The sequence below is a fragment of the Paraburkholderia sp. GAS448 genome (genome assembly GCF_050435685.1).
Lineage (GTDB): Bacteria > Pseudomonadota > Gammaproteobacteria > Burkholderiales > Burkholderiaceae > Paraburkholderia.
The window spans coordinates 39,020-55,843 of sequence record NZ_JBNDKT010000026.1 but is presented as its reverse complement, the minus strand read 5'-3'; the positions used below and the strand labels follow the sequence as shown (position 1 = coordinate 55,843).

At 63.4% G+C, this 16,824-nt stretch carries 12 protein-coding genes; 10 read left to right on the top strand and 2 right to left on the bottom strand.

Annotation, left to right across the window (positions count from 1 at the left end):
• The first annotated feature begins 6 nt into the window (after positions 1 to 6).
• Both P3T23_RS33745 and P3T23_RS33740 read left to right on the top strand, forming a co-directional pair.
• Positions 7 to 1,683 carry a ShlB/FhaC/HecB family hemolysin secretion/activation protein gene (locus tag P3T23_RS33745; RefSeq protein WP_429320408.1) on the top strand — a complete coding sequence of 559 codons (1,677 nt, stop codon included), beginning with the start codon at positions 7 to 9 and terminating at the stop codon, positions 1,681 to 1,683.
• Between the two features lie 101 nt (positions 1,684 to 1,784).
• Positions 1,785 to 6,140, top strand: coding sequence for a beta strand repeat-containing protein (locus tag P3T23_RS33740; RefSeq protein ID WP_429320407.1), 4,356 nt, complete (start codon positions 1,785 to 1,787; stop codon positions 6,138 to 6,140).
• Positions 6,141 to 6,284: 144 nt separating this feature from the next.
• Here P3T23_RS33740 and P3T23_RS33735 read toward each other — a convergent pair whose 3' ends face one another.
• Both P3T23_RS33735 and P3T23_RS33730 read right to left on the bottom strand, forming a co-directional pair.
• Positions 6,285 to 7,079 carry a PP2C family protein-serine/threonine phosphatase gene (locus P3T23_RS33735; protein WP_429320406.1) on the bottom strand — a complete coding sequence of 265 codons (795 nt, stop codon included), beginning with the start codon at positions 7,077 to 7,079 and terminating at the stop codon, positions 6,285 to 6,287.
• A 17-nt stretch (positions 7,080 to 7,096) separates the two neighbouring features.
• Positions 7,097 to 7,864, bottom strand: a complete 768-nt coding sequence (locus P3T23_RS33730; RefSeq protein ID WP_429320405.1) for a hypothetical protein — start codon at positions 7,862 to 7,864, stop codon at positions 7,097 to 7,099.
• Between the two features lie 885 nt (positions 7,865 to 8,749).
• Here P3T23_RS33730 and tssA point away from each other — a divergent pair.
• The 8 genes from tssA (at position 8,750) to tssG (ending at position 16,820) form a co-directional block, all read left to right on the top strand.
• The gene (tssA, locus tag P3T23_RS33725) at positions 8,750 to 9,784 is read left to right on the top strand and encodes a type VI secretion system protein TssA (protein ID WP_429320404.1); all 1,035 of its coding nucleotides are present in this window, start codon (positions 8,750 to 8,752) and stop codon (positions 9,782 to 9,784) included.
• 75 nt (positions 9,785 to 9,859) lie between these two features.
• Positions 9,860 to 10,360 carry a type VI secretion system contractile sheath small subunit gene (gene tssB, locus P3T23_RS33720; protein WP_429320403.1) on the top strand — a complete coding sequence of 167 codons (501 nt, stop codon included), beginning with the start codon at positions 9,860 to 9,862 and terminating at the stop codon, positions 10,358 to 10,360.
• 25 nt (positions 10,361 to 10,385) lie between these two features.
• Positions 10,386 to 11,888, top strand: a complete 1,503-nt coding sequence (gene tssC, locus P3T23_RS33715; protein ID WP_429320402.1) for a type VI secretion system contractile sheath large subunit — start codon at positions 10,386 to 10,388, stop codon at positions 11,886 to 11,888.
• Positions 11,889 to 11,933: 45 nt separating this feature from the next.
• Positions 11,934 to 12,422: an Hcp family type VI secretion system effector gene (locus P3T23_RS33710; RefSeq protein WP_429320401.1), complete on the top strand. Its 489-nt coding sequence runs from the start codon at positions 11,934 to 11,936 to the stop codon at positions 12,420 to 12,422.
• Between the two features lie 107 nt (positions 12,423 to 12,529).
• Positions 12,530 to 13,369: a type VI secretion system accessory protein TagJ gene (locus P3T23_RS33705; RefSeq protein WP_429320400.1), complete on the top strand. Its 840-nt coding sequence runs from the start codon at positions 12,530 to 12,532 to the stop codon at positions 13,367 to 13,369.
• Positions 13,362 to 13,874, top strand: a complete 513-nt coding sequence (gene tssE, locus P3T23_RS33700) for a type VI secretion system baseplate subunit TssE (protein ID WP_429320399.1) — start codon at positions 13,362 to 13,364, stop codon at positions 13,872 to 13,874. The genes P3T23_RS33705 and tssE overlap by 8 nt, the downstream gene beginning before the upstream one ends.
• A gap of 4 nt (positions 13,875 to 13,878) precedes the next feature.
• Positions 13,879 to 15,756: a type VI secretion system baseplate subunit TssF gene (gene tssF, locus P3T23_RS33695; RefSeq protein WP_429320398.1), complete on the top strand. Its 1,878-nt coding sequence runs from the start codon at positions 13,879 to 13,881 to the stop codon at positions 15,754 to 15,756.
• On the top strand, positions 15,741 to 16,820 hold the full coding sequence (gene tssG, locus P3T23_RS33690; RefSeq protein ID WP_429320397.1) for a type VI secretion system baseplate subunit TssG: 1,080 nt from the start codon (positions 15,741 to 15,743) through the stop codon (positions 16,818 to 16,820). Before tssF ends, tssG begins: the two co-directional genes overlap by 16 nt.
• Positions 16,821 to 16,824: the final 4 nt, after the last annotated feature.

Here is a 16,824-nt window from a genome sequence, read left to right as displayed (position 1 = left end):
ACAATAATGAACAAACTCCGAATCCTTGCAGCGGCCGTGTCCTGTGGCAGTGCCCTTGCGTGGGGGCAGACGCTGCCGAATGCGGGCAGCATCCTCAATCAGACCCAGCCGCGCGAGACGCGCCCGGCGCCGCCGGGCGGCGCGGGCGCGCTGCCAGCGGTGCCGCCGGCAGCGCCGGTGCCGGGCGCAACAGCCGGTCCGACGTTCGTGTTGAAAGGCATCGCGTTAAAGGGCAACGATACGATTCCGACCGATCAGCTGCTGGCGCCGGTGCGCGACAGGATCGGCACTGAGATCGGCTTCGCGGATCTCGAAGCGATCGCCGCCCGCATTACGCAGGTGTATCGCGAGCGCGGCTATATCCTCGCGCAGGTGCTGATTCCGCAACAGGACGTGACCTCGGGCAATGTCCAGTTGAGCGTGCTCGAAGGCCGCATCGGCCATGTGCGGCTCGACGTGGCGGCCGGCACGCCGGTGCGCGAGGACCTGCTGCGCGCGCGCATCGAGCAGATCCCGGTGGGCGCGCCGCTGCAACAGCGCGACCTCGAGCGCACCATGCTGCTGCTGGCGGATCTGCCCGGCATCCAGGCCACGTCGGCGATCGAAGCCGGTAACGAGCCGGGCACCGTCGACCTGACGATCAGCGTGACCCCGGCCAAACGCTGGACGTTTTCGACCGACGTCGACAACTTCGGTGCGCAGTCGGCCGGCACGTGGCGTCTTGGGGCGCTCGCGCGGCTCAATTCGCCTTTCATGATCGGCGACAACCTGGACGTGCGGCTGCTGGGCAGCGAGCGGCTCGATACCGTGTATGGCCGCGTCGGCTACGAGGCGCCGGTCAACCTGGAGGGCACGCGGGTCGGCATTGCCGTGGCGCGGCTGAACTATGCGCTCGGCCAGGACTTCTCGTCGCTCGACGCCCAGGGCGAGGCGACTGTCGTGGACCTGACCGTCACGCATCCGCTCCTGCGCACGCGCAACCAGAATCTGCTCGCGCGCGCGAACCTCGAATATCGCGACCTGATCGACAACATCGGCGTCGTCGACCAGCACAGTCACAAGCAACTGGTCGAAGGCAGCATCGGCCTCAGTTACGAAAGTCGCGATACGTTGCTCGGCGGTGGCTTCAACAGCGCGGACGTCGAGCTGTTGCTCGGCAATCTGTATATCGAGGGAGAGCTGAACCGCGAACTCGACGCATCGGCGTTCGGACGCGATACGCAGGGCCGGGAACTGCGCGCGACGTTCTTTGCGAACCGGCTCAACGCGGTGACCGAGCGCATCAGCGTGTTCGTCGGTGTGTCCGGGCAGTGGGCCGCGACCAACCTCGACAATTCGTCGCGCTTCCTGCTGGGCGGCCCGCATGCGGTGCGCGCCTATTCGCCGTCCGAGGCACTGGTCGACGAGGGTTTTGTCGCGACGCTGGAAGGGCGTTATGCGGTCAATTCGAAGTTGACCGTGTTCAGCTTTTTCGATTTTGGGACCGGCTGGTACAACGCGAATTCGCGTCCGGATCAGGGGCCCAACAACATCACGCGCAGCGGCGTCGGCCTTGGCGCGTTCTGGGCCGCCCCGGGTGGCATCTCGCTGCAGGGCACGGTCGCGTGGCGCACGACTTCGGCCGACACCACCGGCAATGATCGCCTGCCGAGGTTTTACGTGCAGTTGACGAAGGCGTTCTAGGCGCCGTCGGAGAAAGGGACTTCCGCGCTCCTTTGCAGGGAACGGAAGATGGCCGTCGTAATGTTGCTCAAGCCGGGATCAGCCCGGCGGTGGGGCCTGCCATGAACAAGCAACGCGGTGCACTTTACCGGAATGCCTCGTGCATCGCCGGCATGGCAGCCATGCTGTTCGCTACGTCGTATGTGTCGTCGCTGTATGCGAACCCGACCGGTGCGCAGATCGTATCGGGTACGGTGAGCGTCAATCCGCCGGCCGCGGGCCAGATGACGATCACGCAGAAGACGCCCAAGGCGATCGTCAACTGGAATTCGTTTTCGATCGGCGCTAACGAATCCGTCAATATCGTGCAGCCGTCCGCGACAGCGGCGCTGCTCAACCGCGTGGTGGGCAGCGATGCGAGCGTCATCGCCGGGCGGTTGCAGGCGAACGGCAACGTGATCCTCGTCAATCCTGCCGGCGTGATCTTCGCGCAGGGCTCGTCGGTGAATGTGGGATCGATGATCGCGTCGACGCTCAATATCGCGGATGCGGACTTTCTGGCGGGAAACTACCACTTCATGCAGACCTCCGCCGCGCCGCTCAGTAACGCGGGCGCGCTCAACGCACAGTCCGGCGGCACGATCGCGCTGCTCGGCGGTACGGTCAGCAACACCGGCACGGTGACCGCGCGCCTTGGCACTGTCGCGCTCGGCGCGGGCAATGACATTACCCTCGACTTTGCCGGCGACGGGCTGACCCTGCTTAAGATCAATCAGGGCGCGGCCAACGCGCTGCTCGGCAATACCGGTACGCTGGCGGCGGATGGCGGGGCGGTCATCATGAGCGCGCAGGCGGCCGATGCGCTGGCGGGCACGGTGATCAATCAGCAAGGCATCGTGCGCGCGCAGAGCCTGAGCGAACGCAATGGCCACATCCTGCTCGACGGCGGCACGAACGGCGTGACCCAGGTGAGCGGCACGCTCGACGCGACGGGCGGCGCGGCGCTGACCGGCGGCCGCATCGATGTGACGGGTTATGACGTCGCGCTGCTGGCTGGCGCGCACGTCGATGCGAGCGGCGCGGCCGGCGGCGGCACCGTGCGTTTTGGCGGCGGCGCGGGCGGGGCGGATCCGGGCATTCGCAATGCCAACGCAATCTGGATGGCGCCGACGGCGACGATCCATGCGGATGCGCTCGTCAACGGGAGTGGCGGCAACGTGGTCGCGTACAGCAACGTGGCCAGCCGTATTTACGGCACACTGTCCGCCACCGGCGGCGCGCAGGGCGGTAACGGCGGCCTGATCGAAACGTCTGGACACTATCTCGACACCTCCGGTGCGACCATCGATGCTTCGGCCCCGCATGGCAAAGGGGGCACGTGGAAACTTGACCCGGCCAATATCGATATCGTGTCGGCGGCATCGGGCACCCAGGCGACCGACACGCCAGGCAGCGGCGGGTCGCCGACCATTTTCACCCCGGCCGCCGGCACCGACAGCCAGGTGGTCAATAACCTGATCGATAACGCACTGAACAGCGGGACCTCGGTGACGGTTACGACGGTCGGCTCGTCGGGCGCAAATTTCGGCAACATCAACATCCTGGCGCCGATCACGAAGACGTTGACCGCCGCCAACCCGAACGGCACGCCAACGCTGACGCTGAGCGCCCAGGGATCGATCTTTGACAGTGGGCAAAGCATCACGTCGACATCCGGCCCGCTCAATCTCGTGCTCGAGGCGAACGTGGGGGCAACCACCCCAGGATTTGGCCCCGTCTTGATCACCAACGGCGCGAATCTTGCCACCAACGGCGGATTCCTTTCGATCAGCGACAACGGTCCGGTTGACATCGAAAATTCGACCCTCTCCACCATGAATGGCAATGTGACGATCAGCGGGCCGCTGGCGCAGAGCACCGGCGTGACTATCGGAGGCTCGACCATCACAACAACAAGCGGCAACGTGACCATCAGTGGGCAAGGGACGTTCGGCGATGGTGTGGATCTCCGCAATTCCTTCATCACTACGTCGAGCGGTAACATCACCATCGCCGGCACGTCATCGAGTAGTGTGGAAGGCAGCACCTTCGGGGTGTTCATCTTCAACAACTTCGGGGCCGGCCCGACGATTACCACGTCCAGTGGCAGCGTGCTTATCTCTGGACAAGCGAGTGGAGGTTTTTCTACTGGCGTCGGCCTGTCGAACGCCTCGATTGGCACCAGTTCAAACACCAGTGCAAACGGTGCAGGTTCAGTCACCATTGCGGGTTCCGCCGACGACGGCGGGACCGGGATTGGCGGTGCTGTTGGCGTCTCGCTGTCTGGCGGCTCGGTGATCGCCACGAACAACAGCCCCGTGACGATCTCGGGGGCCGCTACGAATGGGGGCGCCATCGGTGTCGAGCTCTCGGGCCTTTCTTCGATCACGACCGTCGGCGGCGACATTACCGTCGCAGGGAGCGTGTCATCCAGTCCCTCCTTCGGCTTCGGCATCAACATCGATGGGTCATCGATCACGTCGTCGAGCGGTAATCTGCACCTGTTGGGGCAGAGCACCGGGACGCTTTCCTCGGGGCTCACAGTCGACGGCGTCGAACTTCACAACAGCCTGGGTATTCAGGGCACGCCAGCCACCGTGACAACCGGCAGCGGTGCACTGGACATCTGGGGTAGCGGCTCGGGCCCGAATGCCCAGGGAGTCTTGATCGCGGACGGCTCGTCGATTGTGACCAGCCAGGGGGGACCCATCGATATCCGCGGCGCGATGGTCGGACCGGCAGCGAGCGGGAGCAGCCCGAACCTGGTCTTTGACTACGGCGTGCTGGTCCTGAACGGCACCATTCAGGCGATGGCGCCTGGCAGCACAATCGCGCTCTCCGGGTCGACCAGCACGTCTGATGCGGGTGTGGCGATCGGCGCAGTGCCGCTGTCGTCCGACTTCGGATTCTCGCCCGGAACTGTCGCGATCACGGCGGCGGGACCGGGTTCGATTGTCCTGCGCGCCGCCAACGACGGTACGGCCAGCAGCCTGCTGAGCCGTTCAGCGACCCTCTCGTCACCGAACGGCGTATTGACAGCGATGCCGGCTTCGGTCGATCCGTCGAGCTTCAACATCACGCCACTTGATGCAACGCCGATTACATTGCTGGGTTCCGGCGCCGGTCTTGCCATCGACCCGGTTACCTTCCAGACCTTTTCGCCGACGCTGCAGACGTTGGTGCTGGGTTCCAGCACGCAGACGGGCCTGATCACGGTGAATGGGCAGTGCAGCGGAGCCAGCACGGGCTGCGTCCTGACGCGGCCTACCTTTACCACCAACCTCACGCTGTCCAATCCGGGCGCCGGCAGCCAGGGCATTACGTTGCCGTTTGGCGTGTCGTTGCCGGGAAAGACGTTGACGTTAGCGTCCGCAGGCCCGGTCACCGACCCGGGCGGCATACAGGCCGCGGGCCTGTTGCTCGCGGGCCCAGGCACATTCACGCTGACCGATCCGCAAAACGCGGTCGGCGTGCTGGCGATGGTGGGTGCGGGCAACGTGAACTTCCTGAACTCAACCGGCTTCGTCATCGGCCCGATCGTCAGTCAGACCTTCAATTCGGCCTCCAACCTGGTGACGACCATCGACGGCACGAATTCGACGCTGACCGGCAATCTGGTTGCGCAGGCTGCCACCGGCGGTATCGGACTGGGTGGCGGCACGGCGTCCGCGGGCGGACCAACGGGCGGCGCGAACACAAACCTGAGCGCGGGCGGCTCGATCGACCTCGTCATGGAGAATGGCGTGTTCACCAATGCCGGGACCGGCACCCTGAGCGCCGGCGGCGCATGGCGGGTCTGGGCGCTGACGTGGAATGGCGAGACCCGCGGCAACGTACAGCCCAATACGGCGCAGCCCAATTTCTATGGATGCACGTTCGGTGCGGGATGTGTCTGGGGTGGCGTCGTTCCCGGGACGGGCAATCATTTTGTGTACGTCGACAGACCCACGCTGACCGTGACGGCCAATGACGCACTGCGTTTCGCCCTTACATCGAATCCACCGTTTTCGTTCACGGTGCTCGGCCTGATCAACGGCGATACGGCGGCCGGCGCCCTGAGCGGCACCTTGACGACGCCGGCGACGCTGTTTTCGCCCGCCGGCCGATATGCGATCGACCCTGTTTTCGCCTCTGGCGTCGGCTACCTGGTCAACGAGATCCCCGGCACCTTGACGGTGCTGCCGGTCCCCGATTCGCAATTGCCTTTGGCGGTGAGTGGCCTGCAGTCGTTTTTCGGTAACGCAGAGCAAACGTTCGTCTACGAGAACAACCTGCAAGGCACGAACATCTGCATCGGCTCCAGCCAGCCGCTGTTCACCGGCACGCCGCCAGGCGATGCGCAGGACATTCTGGCGGTGGAATGGAAACGCGTTCGCTCGCAGCCGAACCTGAACAGTTGCCTGCTGGTGAACAGCCAGCATGGATGCGGCGATTTCTAGCCGATGCCGGGCTGGCGCCATACGCAGCGCAGCTGACGGGGGGCGCGGCGTCCCCCCGTTTCCGCATCCGTGCGTGTATCCGTGCGCGCATCGTCCGCTTATGCGTGTGCGCATTCGCCCAGGTGTTCGTCCGCGTATTCGTCGTTATGCAGGAGCCGGCGGCAGATGCAGCACGGTCTCTTCTGACGGGTCGGCGATCCACACCGCAAGGGCACTGTAGTTGTCGTGATTCGCCTTCGCCGTGGCGCGCACCTGCGCGGCCAGCGCGTCGAGCCATGCAAGCGGGGTGGCCGCCTGCGCGAGCGCGTTGAGCATGAAAGCCTCTTCCACGTATTCCCACAGCCCGTCGGAGCAGATCAGGAACGCATCCCGATCGTGGAGTTCGAAGGTGCCATCGAGGCCCGCGATGTCGAGCCCCTCGCGCGTTCCAAGCGCCGAAAACAGGACGTTGCGGCGCGGATGATGACGGGCATCCTGGGCAGCGAGCAACTGTGCATCGACCATTTCCTGGACCATGCTGTGATCGCGTGTTTGCGCACGAATCTGGCCGTCGCGAAAGCAATACAGCCGCGTATCGCCGCAATGTGCCCAGGCCGCTGTATTGAGTTCGCGGTCGATCGCGAGCAACACGGCGGTCGAGCGCATGTCCCGCGTGGCGCGACCGCCGCGCACCTGTTCGTCGAGGATGTCCTCGTTCGCGTGGGACAGTGCGTTCACGAGGCGCTTGCCGGTTGGCGGAAGTTCGTCGACCGTCAGGTATCGCAGGTCCGCCAGCGCAGTGTCGACCACGATGCGCGACGCGACATCGCCGCTGCCGTGGCCGCCGGCGCCGTCCGCCAGCACGCAATAGTAGAGACGTTCGCTCGACCATTCGCCGAGTGAGTCCTCATTGCGTGACCGGCCGCCCTGGTCGGTCAGTCTCGCCGTGGCAAGTTGCACGGATGGCCTCGCACGCGTCAGTCCGGTCCGAATGATTGCGCGGACAGGATGCCCAGTACCAGCAGGATCGCCGTTCGATTGTCCGGAGCGACGTCGATGCCGAGCTTGTGTTCGATCCACTGACCGATCGCGGTACGGGCAAAGTCGGCCGGCACCGCGCCTTTTCTTAGCGTGACGCCGAGCTTGCGCGCGCGATAGTGGTAAGACGCGATGCGATAGCGTGATGCGACCTGCGACAGGCCGCCTCTTGCGTTCGACAGCCAGCCGAGGCTGCCGCCCAGCAACAGGCGGTCCGGCTCGTCGAGTCCCGCAATGAATTCAGCGGCGGATTCGCGCACCGTGGCTTCGTCAAGTCCGTATTGCATCAGCACCGAGCCAACTGGATCAGCGTATACGGTCGCCTGTTGTTCGATCTCGAGCATGACGTCATCGTCATCGAGCGAGATATTGCGCTGATGGCTCGCGCTGCGCAGGTAGTCGATCAGATAGCGGCGAAAATACGCGCGCACCGCGTGACCGCTCGACGGCGCGCTGTGCAGCGGAAACGTTGCCGTTTGCGGGTGCCTCGCCTCGAGGCGGAACACCTTGAGGTAGATGAACTGCGAGATCAGCTCTTCCTTGTCTTCGGCGAGCGCCAGCAATTCGAGTGGATGATAGGTGGTCAGGGCGTGACGGACGATGGTGTAAATCGACGCCATTTCGTCATGGCTGAGCCGTGCGCGGCGCTGCCACAGTTCCGGCAGTGCGCTTTCCCCGACGCCGCAGACTGCATTTGTGCTTTCCATGTTCGCCACGTGTCACCCCGGCTTGGTCGGCCGCGCCCGGTTGTTCCGTAGCGAGGCTGTGCTGGTTTTACAGCAGATTTGTACTGGTTCCAGGGAACGGGTTGTCCAATCATAGCGAAAAAGTACGGAAAGGACGGTTTTTACCCGTTGAAAACCATCAACAATGAAAAATAGATGAAATGCAAAGCGATTTCATCTAATTGTCGTAGTCCAATGCGCCGAATCAAAACTAAGTCTATGACGCCGGTTCGTGATCCAGCAATGAAAAAATGGATAGGCGAAATCAACAGGACTATACGAAAAAATGAAAAGCCGGCGTGCATAATTTCGCGTTTCGTGCTGCAGGGTTTTCCTTAATCCAACCTGGCACGGTTGCGCATTAGTCGAGTCTGGCGCGGTTTGCATCGAACGCCCATCCCATCCGTTCCGGCCGGCGAAAACGAAGCACGGCCATGGCCGCGTTCGCTCGCGCCCTGTGCCCGAGGAATAAGGGCTAAATCACGCAATCCGGCATTGAATTTCACGGATAAAAACTTTGATTTTTCACGGAAATTGTTCTAAGCAGTTTAAATGGCATGGTGCGCATTTCTTTAAATAACTACTAAGTTTATTGAAGCGTATAGTTTCCAGAAATTTATTGTGCTCAGGGGCTTGCGTACTGCCTTTCCGATGTCACTTTCCTTTTGCAAATTGCGTGCTATTCTCCTATCGGACCGTCGTCCGAGAGGCGTGAAGGCGTGGGTAATGCCGCACGATGGGCGAGTGTGTAAGTAATCGAATTAGCCTTGTCGCGCATCAGGGGGAACCAGTTTCGGCAGTTACGGTGACGCGGGTCGTTCTCTTTACGACCGGCGGAGATTACTTATTTCACTAAATCCATTAAAAATGGCCACGCTTGATGCGGGCGTAATGCTTGCCGAAATATCACCGGACAATCCATGCGGAGACGATGTCGAGTACGCCCCAGAGTTTCTTGAACTGGAACAGGTGGTTCACGGAAAGCCCGAGGCGCAATACGGTGAGACCGTCGTCGCCGCTACTCCGCCGGACTGGAAAGCCGCAGAAGCGCTGTCGCTCGGCCTGCTGTCGAGAAGCCGCGACCTGCGCGTGGCCGGATATCTGACGCGCGCGTTGCTGAATCGCAGGGGCTTGACGGGTCTCGCCGAGGGGCTCGCGTTGATCGAAGGGCTGCTGGATCGGCAATGGGACCACGTCTATCCGCAGCTCGATCCTGACGACGACAACGATCCGACCGCGCGCATCAATGCGCTGGCGTTGCTGGTCGAGCAGGCCGGCACGCTCGTCGACGTGCGCGTCGCGCCGCTCGCAGCTTCCCGCCTGCACGGTGTGGTCACGTTGCGCGACATCGAATATGCAACCGGAGAAATACCCACGCCCGAAGGCGTCGAAGTACCGTCCATGGCGTCGGTCGACGCCATCATTGCCGATGCACGTGATGGCGCGATCGCCACTTATGAAGCGGCGCTGGCCGCACGGCGCAGCGCGACGCGCATCGAAACGCTGCTGACCGAGCGCGTGGGCGCCGCCCAGTCGATCGATCTGTCGCCGCTATCAAAACTGCTGCAGCATGCCGCGAGTTTTCTCGGCGAGCGCGTCGGTCAGGAAGAACCGGCGGCCGCCGCCGACGCGCTCGCGCAAGACACGGCCCTGAGCGGCGGCGTGAGCGCCGCGCCGGCGGCGGCGCCGGTGACGGGCGACGTGTCGAGCCGACAGGATGTGGTCAAGATGATCGACAAGATCTGCGCGTACTACGAGAAGCATGAGCCTTCGAGTCCGGTGCCGCTGCTGCTCGTTCGGGCGCGCCGTCTGGTGGACAAGAGCTTTATGGAGATTCTGGAGGACCTGGCTCCCGAAGGTCTGGGGCAGGCCCGGCAGATCGGAGGTATCGAGAACGAGTAACCGGCGGCATGTGTATCACGGCCGTCACGCTCCGCGCTGCTCGCGGCTCGTGCGGCGTCAACCAGGGGAATTGTCGTGGCCAAGGAAAGCAGCCAGAAATTCATTGCGCGCAATCGGGCACCGCGCGTGCAGATCGAGTATGACGTCGAAGTTTACGGGTCTGACAAGAAGGTGAATCTGCCCTTTGTGATGGGCGTGATGGCCGATCTGTCGGGACAGCCGGCGGATCCGCTCGCGCCGGTGGCCGATCGCAAGTTTCTCGAGATCGACGTCGACAATTTCGATGAGCGTCTTAAGTCGATGAAGCCGCGTGTGGCGGTGCAGGTGCCGAACATGCTGACAGGCGAGGGCAATCTCGCGGTCGACATGACCTTCGAGAGCATGGACGATTTTTCGCCGGCTGCGGTCGCCCGCAAGGTCGACGCGCTATCGAAGCTGCTCGAGGCTCGCGGCCAGTTGCAGAACCTCTTGACCTATATGGACGGCAAGACCGGAGCAGAAGAGCTTATCGCGAAACTGCTGAACGACCCGGCCCTGCTGCAATCTTTGGCGTCTGCGCCGAAGCCACAGGAATGAGCGCGACCAACAGGGGAGTTTGACCATGGCTGAACCCACCAGCGAAGGACAGGGACAAGCGCAACCGGGCGCAGTTGCGTTCGAAGCGAATGAATTTGCGAGTCTGCTGCAAAAGGAATTCAAGCCGAAAAGCGACAAGGCCAAGGAGGCCGTCGAGACGGCCGTGCGCACGCTTGCTGAACAGGCATTGCGCGACACCGCAGTCATTTCCGGCGACGTGCTGGCGACAATCGAAGCATTGATTGCGCAGATCGACAGGAAGCTCACGGATCAGGTCAACCAGATCATCCACTCGGAAGAGTTCCAGAAGGTCGAGAGCGCCTGGCGCGGCTTGCACTATCTGGTGAACAACACCGAAACGGACGAGACGCTGAAGATCCGCGTGATGAACATTTCGAAGGGCGATCTGCACAAGTCGCTCAAGAAATACAAGGGCACCGCCTGGGACCAGAGCCCCTTCTTCAAGAAGCTCTATGAGGAAGAGTACGGCCAGTTCGGCGGCGAGCCTTACGGCGCGCTGGTGGCCGACTATTACTTTGACAACAGCGGGCCCGACGTCGATCTGTTGACGCAGATGGCGAAAATCTCCGCTGCCGCACATGCACCCCTTATCACGGGGGCGGACCCGACGGTCATGCTGATGGATTCATGGCAGGAACTGGCGAATCCACGCGATCTGACGAAGATCTTCCAGACGCCGGAGCATGCCGCGTGGCGCTCGTTGCGCGAGTCTGAGGATTCGCGCTATGTCGGCCTTGCGATGCCGCGCTTTCTGGCGCGTGCGCCGTATGGCGCCAAGACCAATCCGGTCGACGAATTCGCGTTCGAGGAAGACACCGCCGGCGCGGACAGCAGCAAGTACGCGTGGGCCAATGCGGCGTATGCAATGGCGACCAATATCAACCGCTCGTTCAAGCTGTATGGCTGGTGCTCGCGGATTCGCGGCATCGAGTCGGGCGGCTCGGTCGAAGGGCTGCCGGTTCACGCGTTCCCGACCGACGATGGCGGCGTCGACATGAAGTGTCCCACCGAGATCGCGATCAGCGACCGCCGCGAGGCGGAACTCGCGAAGAACGGTTTCATGCCCCTCGTGCACAAGAAGAACTCGGATTTCGCCGCCTTCATCGGCGCGCAATCGCTGCATAAACCGGCGGAGTACGAGGACCCGGATGCCACCGCGAATGCGAACCTCGCGGCACGTTTGCCGTATCTGTTTGCCTGCAGCCGCTTTGCGCACTACCTGAAGTGCATCGTGCGCGACAAGATCGGCAGCTTCAAGGAAAAGGACGACATGCAGCGCTGGCTGCAGAACTGGATCCTTCAGTACGTCGACGGCGATCCACTGCATTCGAGCGAGGAGTCGAAGGCCCGCCGGCCGCTGGCTGCCGCTGAAGTGGTGATCGAGGAAGTCGAGGGGAATCCGGGGTACTACACGTCGAAATTCTTTTTGCGCCCGCATTACCAGTTGGAAGGCCTGACGGTTTCGTTGAGGCTGGTATCGAAGCTTCCGTCGGCCAAGGCCGCGTAACGGAAATCCTGAATCATTGACGAAATATTTTGAGCGGAGAGGAACATGGCCGTCGATATGTTTATGAAGCTGGGCGACATCAAGGGTGAGTCTCAGGACAAGACTCACAAGGAAGAGATCGAAGTGCTGGCGTGGAGTTGGGGGCTGAGCCAGAGCGGCACGATGCACATGGGTACAGGCGGCGGCGCCGGCAAGGTGTCGGTGCAGGATCTGTCGTTCACCAAATACACCGACAAGGCGAGCCCGCCCATCATGGCAGCCTGCACCAAGGGCTCCCACATCGCCACTGCGCTCCTGACCGTACGCAAGGCTGGCGGCGACAATCCGCTCGAGTACTACAAGATCACGCTCGAGGGGGTGCTGGTCAGTTCGTATTCGACAGGCGGCTCGGGCGGCGAGGAGCGCTTTACGGAGAACGTGACGCTTAACTTCGAGAAGTTCCACGTCGAATACCAGCCGCAAAATGCGAAGGGTGCGAAGGAGGGCGGCGTGGTCGAAGTGAAATGGAATATCCCGGGGAACGCTGAAACCTAGGCGGCAGGAAGGTTGCGCTGTGTCGCGCCGCGCTTGTCGGCGGCGACGCAGCGTCGCGGAGTCGAAGCAGCGCGCGGTATCGATCGGGCCTCTTGGAGCGAACCAGCATGACGGCAGAACAGAGTTTGCGCGAAGGCGATCTCGAAGAGAGCCTGCGGCAGTTGCAGGTCCAGGTTCGCAACGACCCCGCGAAGGTGGCGTACCGCGTGTTCCTTTTTCAGTTGCTGGCCGTGATGGGCGCATGGGATCGCGCGCTGACCCAGCTCAACGTGACGGGCGAACTCGATGCAGCCGCACTGCCGATGGTGCAGACCTATCGCGAAGCGCTGCAGTGCGAGGCATTGCGTGAAGAAGTGTTCAGCGGCAGGCGTGCACCGCTGATCTTCGGCGAGCCCACCGCGTGGCTCGCGCTGCTGCTCGAGGCATTGCGGCTCGACGCGGCCGGCGATGCCGGCGCGGCCGGGGCGTCCCGCGCGAAGGCGCTCGATGACGCGCCGACCACCGCGGGCGCGCTCAACGGCGAGCCTTTCGAGTGGATCGCGGACGCCGACAGCCGGCTCGGACCGACGCTCGAAACGGTCCTGAACGGGCGCTACTACTGGATACCGTTTTCGCGTATCCGGCGCATCGAGATCGAAGCGCCGTCCGATCTGCGCGATCGCGTCTGGACGCCGGCGGTTTTCACGTGGGCCAACGAAGGTCAGGCTGTCGGCCTGATTCCGACCCGCTATGCAGGCACGCTCGCCGAAAAGAAACACGCACTGTGGCTCGCCCACCTCACGGACTGGATCGACAACGGCACAGCCACGCCGCGGCCAGTCGGCCAGCGCATGTTGACGACCGATACGAACGACTACCCGTTGCTCGACGTGCGCACGATCGAACTGCAGGTCGAAGCGCCGCACGCAGGTCAGGATGGCGGCGACGCCGTGCCAGGCCATGGCTGAGCTGACAGCCCGTGATCGCCTGCAACCTTCGCTCCTCGATCGCCTGACGGATCTCGAGCCCGAGGTCAAACAGGAATCGCGCGAGCGTCGCGTGCTGTCGATGCGCGCGTTGCGCCACAGCGTGCAGCGTGACCTCGCGTGGCTGCTCAACGCCAATGGGCTCGCATCGGTGCAGGACCTGTCGCGCTATCCGTATGTGGCGACGTCTGTCATCAACTTTGGCTTTCCGGATATCGCTGGCAAGACCGCATCGGGCATGAACACCGCGGATCTGGAGCGGCTGATACGTGATGCAATCTGGGCTTTCGAGCCCCGGATCCTGCACGACTCGGTACGCGTGAGCTCTGTGCAGACGGGGGAAACCACGGCGCGCCACAACACCGTATCGTTCATCGTGGAAGGAGACCTGTGGGCGCAGCCGTATCCGGAGCGGCTCTACTTCCGAACGGAACTCGATCTGGAAGCCGGAGAAATCAGGGTGATCGATCAGAGCGGACCACGTTGAATCCATGAACCCGGAACTCATCAAGTACTACAGCCAGGAACTCCAGCATCTGCGGGAAATGGGGGGAGAGTTCGCGAAAGAGTTTCCGAAGGTCGCCGGGCGCCTTGGGATGGAGAGTCTCGAATGCGCGGATCCGTACGTGGAGCGTCTGCTCGAAGGCTTCAGCTTTCTGGCGGCCCGCGTGCAGCTCAAGATCGATGCCGAGTTTCCACGCTTCACGCAGCACCTGGCGGAACTGGTGTATCCGCACTATCTCGCGCCGACGCCGTCGATGGCCGTCGTGCGGATCCAGCCCGACCTGACGAATCCGAATCTCGCCCACGGTGTCCGGATTGCGCGCGGCAGCGCGCTGCGCAGCCTGCTCGACAAGACGGGCTCGACACGCTGCGAGTATCGCAGTGCGCACGAAGTTACGCTCTGGCCGCTGGAAATCGCCGAAGCGAAATTCTTCACCTATGCGGGTTCGCTCGGCGGCACCGAGATAGCCTTGCCGCCCGGCGTCAAGGCGGGCTTGCGGCTGCGCCTGCGTGCGGCCGGCGGCCTCAAGATCAATCAGCTGAAACTGGACCAGCTCGTGCTGTACCTGCGCGGCACGGACGCATTGCCCACGCGCATCTACGAACGTCTCTTGGGTTCGGCGGCCGGCGTGGTCGTGATGCCGGTCACGCGGCCCGCGACCTGGCACGCCCGCCTGCCCGCGACGGCCGTCAAGCCAATCGGTTTTGCCGACGATGAGGCGCTCCTGCCGATCAGCAAACAGTCGTTTCAGGGATACCGGCTGCTGCAGGAATACTTCGCGTTTGCGCAGCGCTTCATGTTCGTCGGCATCGACGGCCTGCAACCGGCGCTGCGGCGCTGCGGCGACAGCGAGATCGAAGTGATCGTGCTGCTCAACCGCAGCGACCCGATGCTCGAACAAACGCTCGATGCGTCGAACTTCGCGCTCTACTGCACGCCTGCGATCAATCTGTTCTCGCGGCGCACGGACCGCATTGCGCTGTCCGCCGAGCAGTTCGAATATCAGGTGATTGCCGATCGCACCCGGCCGATGGATTTCGAGGTATATCAGATCGAGGAGGTGACCGGCTACGGCGCGGGCGCGGGCGCCGAGCAGCGCTTCGAGTCGTTCTATCACGCCCGCGATCTCGGCACGGGGCATGATGCCGACGCGTACTACCAGATCCGGCGCGAAAAGCGTCTGCAATCGTCCCGGCAGCAGGAGCGCGGACCGCGCACCAGCTATCTTGGCAGCGAAACCTTCATCGCGCTCGTCGATGCGGCGAACGCACCGTTTCGCGGCGACCTGCGCCAGCTTGGACTGAAGGTGCTGTGCACGAACCGGGACTTGCCGCTGACGATGTCAGTCGGTGTGGGCCCGGCGGATTTCACGCTCGACGTCGAAGCGCCGGTCGAGAGCGTGCGCTGCGTGAGCGGCCCGAGCCGGCCGTTGCCGTCCTACGCGCACGGCGCGGTGGCCTGGCGTCTGTTGAGCCACCTGTCGCTGAACTACGCGTCGCTGCTCGATTCGGGGCGCGACGAAGGCGCCCGTGTGTTGCGCGATCTGCTCGGTCTCTATTGCCCGGCCGATGACGCCGCAGCGCAGCGCCTGATCGAAGGTGTGCGCTCGATCGATACGCTCGCGGTGACGCGCCGCCTGCCTGCCCACGGCCCGATTGTGTTCGGTCGTGGCCTGCAGGTGACGGTCACGCTCGATGAAACCGCCTTTGAAGGCGCGGGTGCCTTTCTGCTCGGTGCGGTGCTTGCGCACTATTTCGCGCAATACGTGTCGATCAATTCGTTTACGGAGACGGTCGTGAAGACGCTCACGCGCGGCGAGATCATGCGCTGGCCGGTGAGGGCAGGACAATGCCGGACCCTCTGACACTCCTGCGCCAACTGGAGGACGAAGCGTATCGCTTCGACTTCTTCCAGGCCGTGCGGCTGCTCGAAAACGCGCATCCCGACAAGCCGCTTGTCGGTGAATCGCTGCGTCCGCGCGACGATGCGGTGCGCTTCACGCAGGAACCGGAACTGGTGTTCCAGCCGAACACGCTCGGCGCGTTCACGCCGGCGCGCGACGGGCATGCTGCGCGGCTCGCGGTCAAGTTCTTCGGCCTTCTGGGGCCGCACGGTGCGTTGCCGACCCATCTCACCGAATACGTGCGCGATCGCGCGCGCAATTCGAACGATCCGACCTTCGCGCGTTTTCTCGACATTTTCCATCACCGCATGGTGGCGCTGTTCTACCGTGCGTGGGCCAATGCGCAGCCGGCAGTCAACCTCGACCGGCCGGGACGTGACCGCTTTTCCGTCTATGTCGGCAGCCTGTTCGGTCTGGGCGAGACCGCACTGCGCGATCGGGACACGGTGGCCGATTTCGCCAAGCTGCATTTCGCCGGGCTGCTCGCCGGGCCGACGCGCCCGGCTGCGGGGCTCAAGCTCGTGTTGTCGCGCTTTTTCGGGTTGCCGGTCGAAATCGAAGAATGGGTTGGCCACTGGATGACGCTGCCCGCGCAGACCGTTTCGCGGCTCGGCGCGCTGGACGGCTCGTCGGCCCTCGGCGTGTCGACGCTGCTCGGGGCGCGCGTGTGGGATGCCCAGCACAAGTTTCGCATCGTCATCGGGCCGTTGACGATCGCCGACTACGAGCGCTTCCTGCCCGGCGGCGACAGCCTGAGCCGTCTCGTCGACTGGGTGCGCAACTATGCGCGCGACGGCCTCGACTGGGATGTCAACCTGCGTCTCAGGCAGGCTGACGTGCCGCGCCTGAAGCTCGGACGGCATGCGCGCCTCGGTTACACGAGCTGGCTGCTGGGCGGCGCGGCCGCAGGCGACCAGGGTCAGTTGTTGCTCAACCCCGCCGACTCCACGGGCCATCCGCGCGCGTTTGCCCGGACCCCTGCGCAGGCGTCATCGGTGGAACCTCAGACATCGTCAAGGGACTAGCAAA

What these genes read in the sequence shown, in the direction of transcription:
- P3T23_RS33745 (WP_429320408.1), top strand. Translation starts at nt 7, where the DNA reads ATGAACAAACTCCGAATCCTTGCAGCGGCCGTGTCCTGTGGCAGTGCC.
- P3T23_RS33740 (WP_429320407.1), top strand. Translation starts at nt 1,785, where the DNA reads ATGAACAAGCAACGCGGTGCACTTTACCGGAATGCCTCGTGCATCGCC.
- P3T23_RS33730 (WP_429320405.1), bottom strand. Translation starts at nt 7,864, where the DNA reads ATGGAAAGCACAAATGCAGTCTGCGGCGTCGGGGAAAGCGCACTGCCG.
- tssA (WP_429320404.1), top strand. Translation starts at nt 8,750, where the DNA reads ATGGCCACGCTTGATGCGGGCGTAATGCTTGCCGAAATATCACCGGAC.
- tssC (WP_429320402.1), top strand. Translation starts at nt 10,386, where the DNA reads ATGGCTGAACCCACCAGCGAAGGACAGGGACAAGCGCAACCGGGCGCA.
- P3T23_RS33710 (WP_429320401.1), top strand. Translation starts at nt 11,934, where the DNA reads ATGGCCGTCGATATGTTTATGAAGCTGGGCGACATCAAGGGTGAGTCT.
- P3T23_RS33705 (WP_429320400.1), top strand. Translation starts at nt 12,530, where the DNA reads ATGACGGCAGAACAGAGTTTGCGCGAAGGCGATCTCGAAGAGAGCCTG.
- tssE (WP_429320399.1), top strand. Translation starts at nt 13,362, where the DNA reads ATGGCTGAGCTGACAGCCCGTGATCGCCTGCAACCTTCGCTCCTCGAT.
- tssF (WP_429320398.1), top strand. Translation starts at nt 13,879, where the DNA reads ATGAACCCGGAACTCATCAAGTACTACAGCCAGGAACTCCAGCATCTG.
- tssG (WP_429320397.1), top strand. Translation starts at nt 15,741, where the DNA reads ATGCCGGACCCTCTGACACTCCTGCGCCAACTGGAGGACGAAGCGTAT.